Genomic DNA, 17,566 nt, shown 5'->3' on the forward strand with positions numbered 1-17,566 from the left:
TGGCGGATCGTCATCAGTGTGGCCGATGGCAGGGTGCCCACCACGCGAAGGTAGGGCATACAATGGCGGTCAGGGAAGTCTATCCGACCGGTGAGGCCGGGTTGTCCCATTGGAGGGAGAGTCGTTGTGGCGGTGATGCAGCAGATCCAGTCCGAAGTCGAACGTTACCCCCTCGTGTTGTTCATGAAGGGCACTCCGCAATATCCCATGTGCGGCTTTTCCAGCCGTGCCATCCAGGCGTTGATGGCCGCCGGCGCGATCGCGCTGCGCACGGTCAACGTGCTGGAAGAACCCGAGATCCGCGCCAACCTGCCGCGTTTCTCCAACCTGCCGACCTTCCCGCAGCTGTTCATCCACGGCGAGCTGATCGGCGGCTGCGACATCGTGCTGGAGCTGTTCGAATCCGGCGAGCTCAAGCGCATCGTCGAAGAGGCCTCCCAGCCGTGAGTGCGGTCCCGTCCGTGGTGGTCGGGACCGGATCGCTCGCCGATCGCGTCATTCTTATCGCCGGCGCCGGGGGAGGCTTCGGCAGCGCCGCGGCCGTCGCCTGCGCGCAGGCCGGGGCAACCGTGGTCCTGCTGGGGCGCAAACCCCGCCGCCTGGATCGCGTCTATGCCGCCGTCGAAGCAGCTGGCCCCGAGCCGCTGCTGTATCCGCTGGATCTGGAAGGCGCCACCCCGGACGACTACGCCACCTTGGCCGAGCGCCTGCAATCCGAACTCGGCCATCTGGACGGGGTGCTCTACTGCGCGGCCGATTTCGCCGGGCTGACCCCGTTCGAGCTGGCCGACCCGGCTGCCTTCGCCCGCGCCATCCACGTGAACCTGACCGCGCCGGCCTGGCTGGCCCAGGCCTGCCTGCCGCTGCTGCGCCAGAGCGACGATGCCGCACTGGTGTTCACCGTGGATGATCCCGCGCGGGTAGGGCAGGCCTACTGGGGCGGCTACGGCGCCGCCCAGCACGGCCTGCGCGGCCTGATCGCTTCCCTGCATGATGAACTGGGCCGCAGCCCGGTCCGGGTCAGTGGCCTGCAGCCGGGCCCGATGCGTACGGCGCTGCGCGCCCGTGCTTTTTCCTTGGATGAAGACCGCACCGCCCGTGACCCGGCCGACTGCGCCGCCGCGGCGGTCCTGCTGCTGTCTGCTGCCGGCAGCGCGTATCGCGGCCAGATTCTCGACGCCTGACGGCGGGAAGGGCGTCACCGTCGGGTGACCGTGCCCAGGGCGACCGTGCCCAGGGCCGTCCCACGGCTGTCAGGTAGTGCCGGCCGCTGGCCGGCTCCCCAGTGAACCTTGAAAACCCCGCGGGGACCCTCCCGAAACCGCTGGCGGCGCCAAATGGCCCGCATTCAGCCGGTCATAAATAGATGTGAAGATAGCGTCACGATCCCGTTGTGATGGCGTGTGTTTTGTCTCCAAACCGTCACAATCCAAGGCTATCGTGTTAATCTAGTGTTAACCGTTGCGGCTGAAACCAGCTCGCGGCTAGGGAACCCAGATAAAAGTCCAGTCAGCCGCCAGCAAGGCTGCTTGGGCGCGTTTTTTTCTCCGCCATCGCCAATCTCGCATCGAGGCTACTCCCCAATGACCCACTCCCGTTGTCTCCGGATGTCCAAGCTGACGCTTGGTCTCATGGCTGCACTTGCCGCCGCCCCCGCCTTCGCCCAGAGCACCTCTGCCGGTGTCGGCGGTCAGGTTACGGGCGCTGCAGGCGCGCCTGTCGCTGGTGCCGAAGTCACCATCACGCACACCGAGTCGGGCACGGTCAGCCGTGCGACCACCGATGCGTCGGGTCGTTACAACGCGCGCGGCCTGCGCGTGGGTGGTCCGTACACCATCACCATCACCAAGTCCGGGGAGGGCACCCGCACCGAAGAGGGCGTGTATCTGAACCTGGACAAGGTCACCAACGTCAGCGCCGCCTTGACTGGTGACGTGGCAACGCTTGATTCGGTCAGTGTCGTTGCCTCGCGCATGCCGGAAGCCTTTACCTCGGACAACAAGGGCGTTGCCACCAATCTGAGCCGTCAGGATCTGGACCGCACGCCGACCCCGGATCGCTCGATCCAGAACGTTGTGCGTATGGATCCGCGCGTGGTCGTCACCGATCGCGACCGCGGTGCGTTCTCGGCAATGGGCCAGAACAATCGTTACAACAGCATCACGATCGACACGATCAACGCCGGTGACCCCTTTGGTTTGAATGACAACGGCCTGCCGACGAAGGGTACGCCGATTTCGCAGGACGCGATTGAAAGCTACAACATCTCGACGGCCAACTTTGACGTGGCTACCCGCCGCGGCGTCGGCGCTTGGGTCAATGCAGTCACCAAGAGCGGCACCAACGAGTTCCATGGTTCGGCGTACTACGTCTACCAGGATCCGGATGACATGGTCGGCAAGAGCCAGAACGGCGCGAAGTGGACCGGTTTCACCAAGGACACCACCAAGGGCGCGACGGTTGGCGGCCCGATCCTGAAGGACAAGCTGTTCTTCTTCGCCTCCTATGAAGAAAGCATCAAGGAGAGCCCGGGCTCGCTGTGGGGCACTGCCGATTCCGGCGCTGCCAGCACCGTTTCGGGTGTCACCACTGCGGACCTGAACCGCATCACGGCTGCCGCTGATCGCTTTGGCGTCGTCGCCGGTGATACCTCTTCGGCAAATGCGGATATCGAGAGCAAGCGCTACCTGGCCAAGATCGACTGGAACATCAACGATTTCCACCGTGCCAGCCTTCGCTTCAGTCGTACCGAGGAAGACGAGCCGATCGTCACCGCCAGCTCGACCGATCAGCTGAAGCTGTCGAGCAACTGGTACAACGTCGCCAAGGAAAACACCAGCTACGCGCTGAGTTTCTATGATGACTGGAGCGACACCTTCTCGACCGAAGCGTCCGTGGGCTACAGCAAGTTCGACCAGAGCCGTGTGCCGCTGGCCGGTGGTTACCAGCCGGAAATCACCGTCCGCACCAGCGGCCGTGACACCGGTCCGAGCGTCGTTCTCGGCACGGAATATTCCAGCCAGGCAAACGTGCTGGGTACCAAGTCGCTGACGGCCTACTTCGCCGGTAGCTGGTTCCTGGGCGATCACGTGATCAAGGCTGGTTTCGACTACCAGCAGGATGAGGTGTACAACCTGTTCCTGCAGCGCTACAACGGCACGTACGAGTTCAACTCGATTGCCGATTTCGAGAACGGCACCTATCGTCGCTATCGCCTCGCCCAGCCCGCAGCTGGTTATGGCTTGAGCAACGTTGCAGCCGAGTTCAAGCTGAAGCAGTACGGTCTGTTCCTGCAGGACACCTGGCAGGCGACCGATCGCCTGTCCGTCCAGTACGGCCTGCGTTATGACATGCCGAAGGTGAACCCGCTGCCGACCCTGAACGAGTGTTTCGCCGCCGATCCGGGCACCTTGGGCAATCTGGGTTCGTGCGGTCTGCGTAACAATCCGGCCAACCCGGGTGCGGCAACTGGCGGCTTCGGCTATGCCAACACGGGCACCATTGATGGAAACAGCGTGGTGCAGCCGCGCGTGTCGTTCAATTACGAGTTTGACAGCGAGCGTCCGACTCAGTTGCGTGGTGGCGCGGGTCTGTTCGTTTCCAACACGCCGGCCGTGTGGATCGGCAACCCGTATTCGAACAACGGCGTTGCTGTGACCAGCTACGACATCAACCGCCTGCGCCTGCCCAGCGATCCGCTGTTCAGCGGCGACGGCGCCAACCAGAACGTTCCGGGTGGCGTGATCACCCCGCCTGGACTGGGTACCTCCAACATGACGGTGAATGTGGTCGATCCGGACTTCAAGCTCCCGGCCGTGTGGAAGTACACGTTGGGCCTGGACCATCAGCTTCCTTGGTCGGACCTGGTGTTCACTGCCGAATACCAGCATCTTGAAGTCGACAAGGGCATCATCTACCGCGATCTGAACACCGGTGCTCCGACCGGCACGCTGCCGGACGGCCGCTTCACCTACGCCCGCAACCCGGCTGGTGCTCCGGCCAGCGCCAATACGCCCAACTGGAACAAGAACCCGTCCTTCGGCAATGTCATTGAACTGGCAAATACCGACAAGGGCAGCTCGGACAACTTCACCGTTTCGTTGAAGAAGCCGTTCAATGGTTCGTGGTCGGGCATGCTGGCTTACACGTACAGCCGCGCCAAGGAAGTCAATCCGGGCACCTCGAGCGTTGCGTACAGCAGCTATCAGAACAACGCGTGGTACAACCCGGGTGAGGACGTGCTGTCGACGTCGAACTACTCGATTCCGAACCGCATCATCGCGTCGCTGAGCTGGGAGCGTAAGTTCTTCGGCGATTATGCGACCCGCGTGTCTGCCTTCTATGACGGTCATACCGGCGCGCCGTACAGCTGGGTGTTCGGCAACGATGCCCAGGGTCTCGGCATCTCGGGTCGTTCGCTTGCCTACGTCCCGAGTGGTCCGGGCGATGTGGTCTGGGCAAATGCCGCCTCCGCTGCGATGGCAGATTCGTTCTGGGACTATCTTGGCAACAGCACCGACCTGAGTCGTGCAGCTGGCTCGGTGGCCAATCGCAACGCCAGCCGCGCTGGCTGGGTGAATCAGATCGATCTTTCCTTCAGCCAGGAAATCCCTGGTTTCATGAAGGGTCACAAGGGTGAGATCCGCCTCGACATGTTCAACGTGTTGAACATGATCGACAAGAACTGGGGTATCGAACACCGCGCTGACTTCCCGTTGATCCGTCGCTTGGCCGACGTCTCGGGTGTCAGTGCCGATGGCAAGTACATCTACGACATCTCGGGCACCAACTACAACGCTGGTGGCGTTTACTCGCCGAAGGCGCTCGCGGTCAATGAAAGCCTGAGCCCGTCGCAGCGCTGGTCTCTGCTGCTGACCCTGCGTTACACCTTCTGATTGCTGTACTGATGTGAAGGTGACGGAGACGGCTGGGGGCATCCCCAGCCGTTTCTTTTTGCGCGGACCAGACAAGCCCTTGTGCCTTGGGGTCGGGGCGTGTAGGCTTCGCGGGCTTGGCACCTTCGCGTGCAGGGGCGGTATGGGGCAGATGTCAGGCTCCTCGAATTGATGTCCAAACGGTCGGGTTTCCCGGCCGTTTTGCTTTTTAAGGGGGCAGCGGTACAGTCGGTAACCTTGAGGAAAGCGAAAAAGATGGACATGACGATCAACGAAAAGCCGGCGCGGACGCTGCCGGTGCAGGACGCGCGGATCTACCCGCGCGGTGGGCTGGATGTGTTGTCGCGCGCGGAAGTGGCGCGCCTGCGCGATGCCTCCGGTGGCGGTATGCACGAGCTGCTGCGCCGCTGCGCGCTGGCCGTGCTGACCAGCGGCAGTGCTTCGGACGATCCGCGCGCGGCGCGCGATCTGTATCCCGATTTCGATATCCAGGTGGCCCAGCAGGACCGCGGCGTGCGCATCGATCTGGTCAACGCGCCGGCGATGGCCTTCGTGGATGGCGAGATCATCCGCGGCGTGGCCGAGCTGCTGTTCGCGGTGGTCCGCGATCTGGCCTACATGGCCATCGAGATGGGCCCGGCGTACGCGGCGGAGCTGGAATCTTCGGAAGGCATCACCAACGCGGTGTTCGGGCTGCTGCGCAACGCGCGCATCCTCAACCCGGGCGACCCGAACCTGGTGGTCTGCTGGGGCGGCCATTCGATCGGCCGCGATGAGTATCTGTACACCAAACAGGTCGGCTACGAGCTGGGCCTGCGCGGGCTGGACATCTGCACCGGCTGCGGCCCGGGTGCGATGAAGGGCCCGATGAAGGGCGCCACCATCGCCCACGCCAAGCAGCGCAAGACCACCACGCGTTACATCGGCCTGACCGAGCCGGGCATCATCGCCGCCGAGTCGCCGAACCCGATCGTGAACCACCTGGTGATCATGCCGGACATCGAGAAGCGTCTCGAAGCGTTCGTGCGTATCGGCCACGGCATCATCGTGTTCGCCGGCGGTGTCGGCACCGCGGAGGAGATCCTGTATCTGCTGGGCATCCTGCTGCGCGACGAGAACAAGGACCTGCCATTCCCGCTGATCCTGACCGGCCCGACCGTCGCCGCGCCGTACTTCGAGCAGATCGACCGCTTCATCCGCCTCACCCTGGGTGAGGAAGCTGCCAGCCGCTACGAAATCATCATCGGCGACCCGGTCAACGTGGCCCGCAAGATGGCCCAGGGCATCAAGCGCGTGCGCGAGCACCGCCTGGCGCAGAAGGACTCGTTCTTCTTCAACTGGTCGATCGAGATTCCGTGGGAATACCAGCAGCCGTTCGTGCCGACCCACGAGGCGATGGCCGCGCTGGACCTGCATCACGGCCGTCCGCCGCATGCCCTGGCGGCCGACCTGCGTCGCGCGTTCTCCGGCATCGTGGCCGGCAACGTGAAGGAAGACGGCATGCGCCGCATCGAGCAGTTCGGTCCGTTCGAGATCCATGGCGATGCGGACATGATGCAGGCCCTGGATGAGCTGCTGCGCGCCTTCGTCGAACAGCGCCGCATGAAGATCTCGGGCGAGTACCAGCCCTGCTACAAGGTCATGGCCTGAGGCCCTGACCGGGCCGGCGGCGGGCAGGGGCCGGCCGTCGGTCTGGATCTGCGTCAACTGATTGACGCCTGTCGCCTCCGGGCGACCGTTCGTCCTGCCGCCTCTTGCTGATCGGCGGCGGGACGTTCATCTTCTGTGTCATCAACGCTGGGGAGCGTTTCATGTCTTTGCGCCGGTCCAACGGCTTCACACTGATCGAGTTGATGGTCACCATCGCGGTGCTTGCCATCCTGGCAGTGATTGCGTTTCCGAGCTTCCAGGGCGTGCTGCGCTCGAACCGGGCGGCCACCACCACCAACGAGCTGATCGCTTCATTGGCGCTGGCGCGCAGCGAAGCGCTGAAGAACACCCGGGGGGCGGGGGTATGCGCCTCATCCGATGGCACCAGCTGCAACGGTGATACCTGGGGCGACGGCTGGATGGTCTGGTCCGATGCCGACGGCAGCGGCAGTTTCGATTCCGGGGAACCGGTGCTGCGGTACTCGGCTGGCTCGACCAAGATGCTGGGCAGCGAGAACAACCTGACGTTGGCCTTTGACGGCCGGGGTCGAAATCGCGCTGCATCGGCGCTGGACATCACCCTCAAGCCCGATGAGTGCGGGGACCTGCCGCTGCAGCGCACGCTGCGGCTGTCGGCGGTGGGGCAGGTACGTGTGGAACGGGAGAGCTGCAAGTGACGGCAAGACATCTTGGCGCGCGGCGCGCAGGGCAGGGCGGCTTCACCATGATCGAGGTGCTGATCGCGATCGTGGTGATGAGCATCGGCCTGCTTGGTTTCGCGCTGCTGCAGACGATGAACGTGCGGTTCGTGCAAAGCGCGAATTTCCGCACCCAGGCGACCAACCTCAGCTACGAGCTGCTGGACCAGATCCGGATCAACCGCGTCGCCGCGACGAACTACGTAGGCACCTACGCGGCCACCACCAAGGCCGCCGATTGCAAATCGCCGATCGGCGCCAAGATCACCAAGGATCAGTACATGACGGACTGGCGCTGCCGGCTGGGCAAGGCCCTGGGCGATGAAGCCAGTGCCAAGGTGACCCGCAGCGGCGATGAAGTGACGGTCAGCGTGAGCTGGGGCGACGAGCGCTGGCTGGATGCCGCAGACACCACCTTTGCGGCGAGGACCCAGCTGTGATGCGCGCCATGTCGTCCCGAGAACGCGTACGCGGTCTTTCGCTGATCGAGTTGATGATCGCCATGGTCATCGGCCTGGTCCTGCTGTTGGGCCTGATGCAGGTGTTCGCCGCTTCGCGCACGGCCTCGCGCCTCTCGGAAGGGTTGGCGCGCGTGCAGGAGAATGGCCGTTTCGCGATGGACTTCCTGCAGCGTGATCTGCGCATGGCCGGCCACTTCGGTTGCGTCAACGACCAGAGTCACAACGTGCAGAGCCCTGGCTCGATGCATACGACGTTCGATGCCGGCGGCCACCCGGCGCTGGATTTCATGCAGTCCATCCAGGGCTTCGAGGCCGCCGATACCAAGCCCGGCGACCCGTTGACCCTCAGTGCCACACCGTCGACCGGCGGCATCGAGTACACCCCGGCGCTGCCGACGGAATACGCCGCAGCGCTGACCAATCGGGTGGACGGCAGCGACATCGTCGCGCTCCGGTTTCTGGTGCCCGATGGTGTCCCGGTCACCGTGGTGGGGGGCACGGACGACAAGCCCGTGTTCAATTTCGACAGCAGCCGTTGGGCCGTTCTCCAAAGTGGTGTGGAAGCGCCGGGCCTGTTCGGTGTCGCCGACTGCCTGACCGCCACCATGTTCCAGGCAAGCGCGGTGAGTGGGTCTGCCGGTACCGTGACGTTCGAGTCCGCGCCGAACAACACCGGCAGCTTCACCAGCCTCTATACGCCGGGCCAGGCCATGCTGTACCGCGCGGAGAGCGTGGTCTATTACATCGGCTACGACGCCACCACCAAGCAGAGTTCGCTCTATCGCGTGCGGTTTTCGGCCAAACCCGGTGAAGCCCTGGTCGCGGGTACGCCGGAAGCATTGGTGGAGGGGGTCCGCAACATGCAGCTGCTGTATGGGCAGGATCGCTCGCTCAGCGCCGCCTCGCCGCCCACCGGCTACATCGATCGGCAGGGAACCGCTGCCGACGTGGATGCCTCGATCACGCCGGCCGCCGATGCGTGGCGCCGGGTCGGGTCAGTGCAGCTGGGCCTGGTGCTGGAAAGCCCGGATCCGTCAGCCGCAGCGCAGGCCAACGCGGATGCGGCGTTGACAGCCATGGGCGTCACCTTCACCGCGCCGACGGACGGTCGTTTCCGGACGGTCTATCAAACCACGATCGCCGTACGTAATCGCCTTTATGGCAATTGAGGCTTCCATGGCATCGCGTCCAAAACCCTTTGTCGCACCGCGCCGCCAGAACGGTGCCGTGCTGTATGTCGCCCTCATCATATTGATCCTGCTTGCCCTTCTCGGCGTAGCAGGCATGCAGGTGACCGGCATGCAGGAGCGCATGGCGGCCAACTACCTGCGCACCAACCTGGCCTTCCAGAATGCCGAGGCTGATGCACGCACGCTGGAGAACACCATCGATACCGACCTGGCGGCCGGCGGAACCTACACGGCAAAGCAGGAAGAGTGCAGCCCGATCTTCGATCCCCTGACCTGGGCCGACGGGACCTCTGATGCCAAGGCGAGCTATACCCGGCGCCTGGACAAGTGCTTCGCAGCCTCCAGTGCGCGCGTGGGTGAGCGTCAGAACGAAGAGACCGGCAACATCTACCAGATCACTGCACTGGCCAGTGACGAACCGACCAATCCCTCGGCCAGTGCGGTCGTCGACACGATCTATATCCCATGACCTCTGATCGCTTCCATTTCAGCAAGCGCACGATCAACTGGCTGCGCATTGGCTTCCTTGTCATCGCGGTGGGCTTCCTGCTCAGTCGCGTCGTGCCGCTGCGCGCCGCGCTGGGCGACTACGACATCGCGCAGGAGCCGCTGTATACCAAGCAGAGCCAGCCGCCGCTGATGATGATGGTGATGTCGCGCGATGAGCAGCTGTTCAACAAGGCCTACAGCGATTACAGCGATCTGGACGGTGACAAGATCATCGATACCACGTACCAGGACAAGTTCCCGTACGAAGGCTATTTCGATTCAAAACTCTGCTACAGCTACACCAGCAATCACTTCAAGGCATCAGGTCCGGCGACCGGCACCAACGGGCACAGCTGTGGTGGCACGGGCTGGTCGGGCAACTTCCTCAACTGGGTGACCATGAGCCGGCTGGACGTGATGCGCTACGTCCTCTACGGCGGCCAACGCTCCACCGATGATGCGGCCAAGACGGTCCTGGAGCGCGCGCAGATTCCCAGCGACCTGCATGCCTGGGTCAAGGTATATGCCGGCGCCGATATCAACAGCTTCACGCCATTGACCTCGACCACATCCTTCTGCAACGCAAGCATCAGTGCCAACGGCGCGCCGTTGATGCGGGTGGCCGGTGGCAACTGGTCCGAGTGGGCGTCCACGGCTTCGTATCAGTGTGGCGTCAACCGTACCGGCGAGGGTGGAGCGGATACGCCCAAGGCGACGACCGACTACGACGTCCGGGTGGAAGTTTGTGACCCCGCCAATGATGCGCATCGCGAGAGCTTCTGCCGCAAGTACAACGATGGCACCAAGGATCACTATAAGCCCAGCGGCCTGCTGCAGGCCTACGGTGAAAGCGGGCGCTTGCGTTTCGGCCTGGTGAGCGGCACCTATTCCCACCCGCGCGATGGCGGGGTCCTGCGCAGGAACATCGGCAAGATCGCCGGCAACGGCAGCAAGCTGTGTGATGCCGGCGATGAGATCAACCTGGCCACCGGGCAGTTCTGTCTGGCGCGCAACAGCGGGACGGAGGGCATCATCAACACGATGTCCAACTTCCGCATCGATCAGTGGAACTGGAGCAACAACTGGAACGACTGCAACGACTACAGCATCCTCAATCGCCAGGGTTTTGGTGATCGCGGCAACCTGCTGGACCCGGGCACGTCGGGTGACAAGGCCAAGAAGTGCAGTGCGTGGGGCAATCCGCTGGCCGAGATGTATGCCGAGGCACTGCGCTACGTCGGTGCCGGCACGAAGGTGTATGACGACACCGGCGATCTGTCCGGACTGCCCGTCGGTGTGGAGTGGAAAGATCCCTATCGGAGCCCTGCGCAGGGCGGAAATTCGTACTGCGCGACCTGCAACATCCTGGTGATGTCCTCGGGTCTGCCGTCCTTTGACAGTGACAACGTCGGCTCGGTCCCGCATCTTGCCTCGGCGGAGTCCGCCACGGATGCGCTTGGCGCCGCTGAAGGCATCAATGGCAAGCGCTACCTGGCCGGGCGCGTCACCGCAACGCCGCGTTACGCATCGATCAATACGCACGAGGATATCTGCCAGGCGCTGGAGGTGAACCAGCTCAGCCTGGTCCGCGGTATCTGCCCGGACATTCCGTCCACCGAAGGCAGCTATCTGATCGCGGGCCTGGCCAAGGCGGCCGCCGAGACGGACCTGCGGCCGGGCCTGGCAGGAAAGCCGGGCGATTACAAGGTCACGGCGACCACGTATACGGTGGCCATGTCCGAGAACCTGCCCAAGTTCGACATCAGCGTCGCAGGCGGCACGATTTCGCTGTCTCCTCTTTGCCAGGCCAACAACGAGGGTGGCGCAGGTTTCAACAGCAATGGCTGGCGCAGTTGCTTCCTGGGCTCGGTGGGCATCGGGACCAAAGAGGCGGCGGTCGGGCCCAAACGCGTCTACGGGCGCCCGTACCGTGCCGACGGAAAGTCCGGCAGTTTCTCGCTGGTCTGGGAGGATTCGCTCTGGGGCAACGACCATGACAACGACGTTGTGACCATGATGAGTTACTGCGTCGGCGCAGCCTGTGGCGACAAGGCGGGCATCGCGGACATGTGCTGGCGTTCGCCGAACAATACCGTGTGCTCCAACGAACTGTTGAGTGCGACCATCGGCGAAGACGAGGTGCTGGTGCGCCTTGAGAATCTGTCGGCGTATGCAGGCAATGCGATGCTGACCGGCTATACCATCGTTGGCTCCAATGCGGCCAACAACGTGCAGCGTCTGCTGCTGCGTCCTGGCAACAGCAATGGCTCGGTGCTCAGCTCCACCGAGAACCCGCCGAATAACTGGACCAAGCCTTCGGTGGTGCGCTACAAGCTCAGCGGATCCCAGGCCAACCAGTTGCAGAGTCCGCTCTGGTACGCCGCCAAGTACGGTGTCCCGAGTGGCAAGTGGGACACCAAGGTGCCGGGCACGCCGGACAACTACTTCCTGGCACGTAACCCGGCCGCGCTCAAGGCTGCCCTGGAGGCGATCTTCGAGAGTGCAGCCGAGGGGGACGCGCCGGTGGCTGGCGGCGGGTCCGGTGCGCGTATCAATGCGGGCTCGTTCACGGTCTCGGCCAGTTACAAGGTCGCCTCCGGAACGAATGACTGGGTGGGGGATGTCGTTGCCAGCAAGGTGTCCGACACGGGAACCGATGACATCGAGCTGTGGCGCGCTTCGACCAAGATGAGTTCCAGTGGCCGCACCATCGTCATGGCAACCTCGCCGACCACGGTCAATGGGAGCGGGGCGCTGGTGCCGGTGGCGGCCGCACCGTTCGAAGCAAACGATGTCCCGGGTGCGGACCGCAAGGCCCAGTTGGCCAACATGGGCTTCAGCAGCTCGATTCCCGACTGGTTCGGCTCGCACAGCGTGGCCGATCTGGTGAACTACCTGAAAGGCTCGGCCATCAGCGGCTTCCGCTCGCGTGGCTCGATTCTTGGCGATATCGTCAACTCCACCACCGAGATCGTGTCCACGGCCGACAACTACGGCTATGGCGCGTGGGGCTCCACGCCCACCTGGAAAGCGACGCTGGCGACCCGGTACAACGACTACCTGACCGCGAAGAAGAGCCGGAGCACCATGGTGTATGTCGGCGCGAACGACGGCATGCTGCACGCCTTCGACGCCTCCACCGGCACAACGGCGGGTAATGAACTCTTCGCGTTCATTCCGTCCGCATCGCTGCAACACATGGCCGAGCTGGCCAATCCGACCTATTCGCATCGGTACTACGTGGATGGCGCGCTGACCTCGTCGGACGTCTATTACGGCGATGCCTGGCATACCGTGCTGGTCGGCTCCACCGGTGCCGGTGGCGCCACCCGCGCGCCCAATGCAGAGGCTGTCGGCAACGGCGCGGTGTTCGGCTTGAACATCAGCAATCCGGGGGCTTTCACCAAGGATGACGTGCTGTGGGAAGTCTCGGGCAAGACCGATTCGGACATGGGCTTCGCGCTGGGCAAGCCGGTGATCGTTCCGGTCGCCGGCAGCGCGGCTGACAGCGCGCCGCGTTTCGTGGCGATCTTCGGCAACGGCGTGAATGCATCCAGTGGCAAGCCGGTGCTGTTCGTGGTGGATATCCAGACCGGGCAGGTGCTCAAGCGGCTGTCGCCCAGCGGCAGCGGCTATGCGCTGCGCAACGGCCTGATCAACGTCGCCCCGGTGGCCGCCTACAACAACAACGGGATCGCCGACACCGTCTATGGCGGTGACATGCAGGGCAACCTGTGGAAGTTCGACCTCCGCGATCCAGATCCCAGCAAGTGGGCCGTGGCCTACAGTGGCGCGCCGCTGTTCACCGCCAGCCGCAACAGTGTCGCCCAGCCGATCATGGGGGGGCTGGAGGTCTCCAAGGCGGCCGGGCGTGGCTACAACATCGTGTTCGGCACCGGTCAGTACTTCACCAATGACGACAATTCCGTGAGTTCGTCTTCGCCGGTGCAATCGCTGTACGGCGTCTGGGACAACATGAGCTCGACGATTGGCGGGCGCGGTGACCTGATCTCGCAGCAGATCACCTCGCGTGCCGGAAGCGGGGGGTACTCGCTGCGGGATGTCAGCAGCAACGCCGTCAATTATGTGAGCCAGCGCGGCTGGTATACCGACCTGATCGTCGGCGACGTGGTGGCCGGTGAGCGCTTCGTTGGCTATCCGACCATCCAGGACCGCAAGGTGGTATTCACCACCTACGAGCCGGGGCAGGCAGTCTGCGGCGGCGGTGGCGGCACCAACTGGATGTACTCGCTTGATCTGCTCACCGGCGCTGGATCGATGACAGGCCTCAGTCTGGACATCGGGGGCGATTCGCTGTGCACAGGCAACTGCGGCGGCATCGCGCTGACCAAGGGCGGGGCCACCAATAGCGGCCCACCAGTGAAGGACAGCAACATCTTCGTGCCCAAGTTGACCCCGTGCGACCCGACCAAGGCCACCTGCACGGTGGATGAGTTGATCAAGGCCAACCAGTGCACCTTCGTGCTGCGTGCACCGGGTGCGGATCCGCTGTACATGCCGCGCCCCTGCGGACGCCAGTCCTGGCGGCAGGTGCGCTGATGACCTTCATGACGAGAGCCCCCATGCAGACCGCTTTGCGCCGCCGGGTCGCCGGTTTCACCCTGATCGAGCTGATGATTACGGTGGCCGTGGTGGCCATCCTTGCCACCATCGCCATGCCGGCCTACCAGGACTCCGTGCGGAAATCCCGGCGCGCCCAGGCCAAGGCCGATCTGGTGGAACTGGCCCAGAACCTGGAGCGTTACCACACGGTCCAGAACACGTACGCCACCGCCACGCTGCAGTTCACCCAGTCACCGCGCGATGGCACCGCACATTACACCCTGTCTTTCGACAAGGACCCGACGGCGAGTACGTTCGGTATCCAGGCCGTCCCGGTGGCCGGCGGAACCCAGGCGAAGGACAAGTGCGGCACGTTGGCGCTGGATCAGGCGGGGCGCAAGAAGCCCACTGAAAAGACCGTCTCCGGGTGCTGGTGACGCTGGCATATCGCGGGTTGTGTGGGAGTGCTTGCATCACACTGCCGATGCTGGCTAGAATGCGCACCCCGCCCGAATAGCTCAGCCGGTTAGAGCACTTGACTGTTAATCAGGGGGTCGTTGGTTCGAGTCCAACTTCGGGCGCCAGATCTGCAAAAGCCGCGAGCAATCGCGGCTTTTGCTTTTTGTGTTTCCGCGCGGCGGGCAACGCGTGCCTCAGCAGGCCACGGGACCACGCGGCCGCTCGCTGCGTATCCGGCCTGCAAGGCTGACCACCACCTTCCCTTGGGAGGCGCCGTCCAGGCAGAAGGTGACTGACTGATTGCTGCCATTCAGCCGCCCATCCGGCCGGAATTGGATGCGGGGCTTGGACTGACTCCCCCCCGGCGCTCAGCCGCGAGCGGGCGTGCTGCTGCACCAGCAGGTGACCTGCGGAGGGAGCCTCGGCCGAGGAGGGCGTTGCGGGGGCATAGAGCACCCAGCCCCGGCTCCAGTTCCGGCCGCACGTCACGCCATCGTCAGTGGGGCAGACCGCGATCGGGCGCCGTTCGGTGATCGCCGTGTTGCGCGCGGTCGCCAACGCCGAGGCCAGCTGCATGCGCAGGCTGTCGGCCTGCAGGCGTTCCCGGGTCTGCTTGATGGCCGGCAGGGCCATGCCCGTGAGCACGGCCATGACCGCCATCGCGATCAGCGACTGGATCAGCGTCACGCCGGCGCAGGTGGCTGGGCGGGAGTGTTTCACGGTGACCGTCCAGGAGGGGGCAGGCAACCTTCACTCTGGCGGCCCGAAGGCCCCGCCGCCGCCGGTTCATGCCGCGTTTTGCTGTCGGCACTCCCCTCAACAGGCCGTCACCAACCCGGCCGTTATACTGAAGGCTTCCCGGCAGTGGCGGCACCATGAGCGATCGTTTCCAACTTGTATCCCCGTATTCGCCGGCGGGCGACCAACCGGCGGCCATCGAGAAACTGACCGCCAACTTCGAGGCGGGCATCGCCAAGCAGACCCTGCTCGGCGTCACCGGTTCCGGCAAGACCTACACGGTCGCCAATGTGATCCAGCGGGTGCAGAAACCCACGCTGGTGATGGCGCCGAACAAGACCCTGGCGGCGCAGTTGTACGGCGAGTTCAAGTCGTTCTTCCCGCACAACGCGGTCGAGTATTTCGTCAGCTACTACGACTATTACCAGCCGGAGGCTTACGTGCCCTCGTCGGACACCTTCATCGAGAAGGACAGTTCGATCAACGAGCACATCGAGCAGATGCGGCTGGCGGCGACCAAGACCCTGCTGTCGCGCCCGGATGCGATCGTGGTGGCGACGGTGTCGGCGATCTACGGCCTCGGCGCGCCCGAGGACTATCTGTCGATGCGCCTGATCCTCTCCACCGGTGAGCGGATCGACCAGCGCGACCTGATCAAGCACCTGACCCAGCTGCAGTACACCCGCAACGAGTTCGAGCTTCACCGCGGCACCTTCCGCGTGCGCGGCGAGGTGATCGATGTGTTCCCGGCCGAATCGGACAGCGAAGCGGTGCGCATCGAGTTGTTTGAAGGCGAGGTCGAGCAGATCAGCATGTTCGATCCGCTGACCGGCGAAAGCCTGCGCAAGATGATGCGCTACACGATCTATCCCAAGACCCACTACGCGACCACCCGCGAGCGCGTGCTGTCGGCGGTGGACACGATCAAGGCAGAGTTGAAGGTCCGCCTGGAACAGCTGTACGAACAGAACAAGCTGGTGGAAGCGCAGCGCCTGGCGCAGCGTACCCAGTTCGATCTGGAAATGATGGCCGAGGTCGGCTACTGCAACGGCATCGAGAACTACTCGCGGCATCTCACCGGCAAGAACGCCGGCGATCCGCCGCCGACGCTGTTCGATTACCTGCCGCCGGATGCGCTGCTGGTGATCGACGAATCGCACGTGACCATTCCTCAGATCGGCGCCATGTTCAAAGGCGACCGCTCGCGCAAGGAAACCCTGGTCGAGTTCGGTTTCCGCCTGCCGTCGGCACTGGACAACCGTCCGCTGCGTTTCGAAGAGTGGGAAGAGCGTTGCCCGCGCAGCATCTATGTCTCGGCCACGCCGGGGCCGTACGAGCTGCGCGAGACCGAAGGCGAGATCACCGAGCTGGTGGTGCGCCCGACCGGCCTGATCGATCCGGTGGTCGAAATCCGCCCGGTTGGCACCCAGGTCGATGACCTGATGTCCGAAGTCAACGAACGCATCAAGCTGGGCGACCGCGTGCTGGTCACCACGCTGACCAAGCGCATGGCCGAGAACCTGACCGAGTACCTGACCGAACACGGCATCCGCGTGCGTTACCTGCACTCGGATATCGATACTGTCGAGCGTGTGGAGATCATCCGCGATCTGCGCTTGGGCAAGTTCGATGTGCTGGTCGGCATCAACCTGCTGCGCGAAGGCCTGGACATGCCGGAAGTGTCGCTGGTGGCGATCCTGGATGCCGACAAGGAAGGGTTCCTGCGTTCGACCGGGTCGCTGATCCAGACCATCGGCCGCGCCGCGCGCAACCTGCGCGGCAAGGCGATCCTCTATGCGGACAAGATGACCCGCTCGATGCAGGCCGCGATCGACGAGACCGACCGCCGCCGCGCCAAGCAGGTCGAATACAACGAACTGCACGGCATCGTGCCCAAATCGGTGCTGCGTCCGATCACCGATGTGCTCGAAGGCGCGCGTTCGGAAGCGGCCGAGAAAGAGTCGCGCGGCAAAGGGAAGGGCAAAGGCAAGGGCGGGCGCGTGGCCGAAGAGTCCACCGATTACCGCACGATGGAGCCGGCTCAGATCGCCAAGCGCCTGCAGGCCCTGGAGCAGCAGATGTACCAGCACGCCCGCGATCTGGAGTTCGAAGATGCGGCCCGCGTACGCGATCAGATCCGCCAGTTGAAGGAGGCCAGTCTGGGCTGAACACCACGTTGTGAAATATCTTCACAAAAGTGTTGCGCTTTCCGGGGGGCGTCCGTAATATACGCGGCCTGCACCGACGCATTCGCAGCGGGGCAGGAAAGCAAAACGGGCGGTTAGCTCAGCGGTAGAGCACTACCTTGACATGGTAGGGGTCACAGGTTCGAACCCTGTACCGCCCACCACTTCAGTCCCGGAGACTGTCGTGGCACAACAGAAAAGCCAGCCCTCGGGTTGGCTTTTTTGCTATGTGCATTT

12 protein-coding genes and 2 tRNA genes are annotated in these 17,566 nt (G+C 63.9%); 13 read left to right on the plus strand and 1 reads right to left on the minus strand.

Features of this window, described 5'->3' with window-relative positions:
• The first annotated feature begins 126 nt into the window (after nucleotides 1-126).
• The 11 genes from grxD (at nucleotide 127) to BCL79_RS12645 (ending at nucleotide 14,530) form a co-directional block, all read left to right on the plus strand.
• Entirely contained in the window at nucleotides 127-447 is a 321-nt protein-coding gene (grxD, locus tag BCL79_RS12595; protein ID WP_019186185.1) for a Grx4 family monothiol glutaredoxin, read from the plus strand.
• Entirely contained in the window at nucleotides 444-1,184 is a 741-nt protein-coding gene (locus tag BCL79_RS12600) for an SDR family NAD(P)-dependent oxidoreductase (RefSeq protein ID WP_121041668.1), read from the plus strand. The genes grxD and BCL79_RS12600 overlap by 4 nt, the downstream gene beginning before the upstream one ends.
• 447 nt (nucleotides 1,185-1,631) lie before the next feature.
• Nucleotides 1,632-4,895, plus strand: coding sequence for a TonB-dependent receptor (locus BCL79_RS12605; RefSeq protein ID WP_253247663.1), 3,264 nt, complete (start codon nucleotides 1,632-1,634; stop codon nucleotides 4,893-4,895).
• Nucleotides 4,896-5,156: 261 nt separating this feature from the next.
• Nucleotides 5,157-6,545 carry a nucleotide 5'-monophosphate nucleosidase PpnN gene (gene ppnN / locus BCL79_RS12610; protein WP_121042205.1) on the plus strand — a complete coding sequence of 463 codons (1,389 nt, stop codon included), beginning with the start codon at nucleotides 5,157-5,159 and terminating at the stop codon, nucleotides 6,543-6,545.
• 161 nt (nucleotides 6,546-6,706) lie between these two features.
• Nucleotides 6,707-7,222, plus strand: a complete 516-nt coding sequence (locus BCL79_RS12615) for a GspH/FimT family pseudopilin (RefSeq protein ID WP_121042207.1) — start codon at nucleotides 6,707-6,709, stop codon at nucleotides 7,220-7,222.
• Nucleotides 7,219-7,683 carry a type IV pilus modification protein PilV gene (pilV, locus tag BCL79_RS12620; RefSeq protein ID WP_121041670.1) on the plus strand — a complete coding sequence of 155 codons (465 nt, stop codon included), beginning with the start codon at nucleotides 7,219-7,221 and terminating at the stop codon, nucleotides 7,681-7,683. The genes BCL79_RS12615 and pilV overlap by 4 nt, the downstream gene beginning before the upstream one ends.
• Nucleotides 7,684-7,691: 8 nt before the next feature.
• Nucleotides 7,692-8,873 (plus strand): PilW family protein, encoded by a 1,182-nt coding sequence (locus BCL79_RS12625; protein ID WP_259462170.1) that lies wholly within the window; start codon nucleotides 7,692-7,694, stop codon nucleotides 8,871-8,873.
• 7 nt (nucleotides 8,874-8,880) lie between these two features.
• On the plus strand, nucleotides 8,881-9,363 hold the full coding sequence (locus tag BCL79_RS12630) for a pilus assembly PilX family protein (RefSeq protein ID WP_121041674.1): 483 nt from the start codon (nucleotides 8,881-8,883) through the stop codon (nucleotides 9,361-9,363).
• Nucleotides 9,360-13,943 (plus strand): pilus assembly protein, encoded by a 4,584-nt coding sequence (locus tag BCL79_RS12635; RefSeq protein WP_121041676.1) that lies wholly within the window; start codon nucleotides 9,360-9,362, stop codon nucleotides 13,941-13,943. The genes BCL79_RS12630 and BCL79_RS12635 overlap by 4 nt, the downstream gene beginning before the upstream one ends.
• A 23-nt stretch (nucleotides 13,944-13,966) precedes the next feature.
• Nucleotides 13,967-14,383, plus strand: a complete 417-nt coding sequence (locus tag BCL79_RS12640; protein WP_183073773.1) for a type IV pilin protein — start codon at nucleotides 13,967-13,969, stop codon at nucleotides 14,381-14,383.
• A gap of 70 nt (nucleotides 14,384-14,453) precedes the next feature.
• Nucleotides 14,454-14,530, plus strand: a tRNA-Asn gene (locus BCL79_RS12645).
• Here the strand turns inward: BCL79_RS12645 and BCL79_RS12650 are convergent.
• Nucleotides 14,493-15,125, minus strand: a complete 633-nt coding sequence (locus BCL79_RS12650) for a GspH/FimT family pseudopilin (RefSeq protein ID WP_121041680.1) — start codon at nucleotides 15,123-15,125, stop codon at nucleotides 14,493-14,495. The two genes, BCL79_RS12645 and BCL79_RS12650, sit on opposite strands and share 38 nt — an antisense overlap.
• A gap of 155 nt (nucleotides 15,126-15,280) precedes the next feature.
• Between BCL79_RS12650 and uvrB the strand changes: the two genes are divergently transcribed.
• Both uvrB and BCL79_RS12660 read left to right on the plus strand, forming a co-directional pair.
• Nucleotides 15,281-17,311, plus strand: a complete 2,031-nt coding sequence (gene uvrB / locus BCL79_RS12655; RefSeq protein WP_121041682.1) for an excinuclease ABC subunit UvrB — start codon at nucleotides 15,281-15,283, stop codon at nucleotides 17,309-17,311.
• A gap of 107 nt (nucleotides 17,312-17,418) precedes the next feature.
• A tRNA-Val gene (locus BCL79_RS12660) sits at nucleotides 17,419-17,493 on the plus strand.
• Nucleotides 17,494-17,566: the final 73 nt, after the last annotated feature.

It is taken from the genome of Stenotrophomonas rhizophila (genome assembly GCF_003651185.1).
In the GTDB taxonomy this organism is placed as follows: Bacteria; Pseudomonadota; Gammaproteobacteria; order Xanthomonadales; family Xanthomonadaceae; genus Stenotrophomonas; species Stenotrophomonas maltophilia_Z.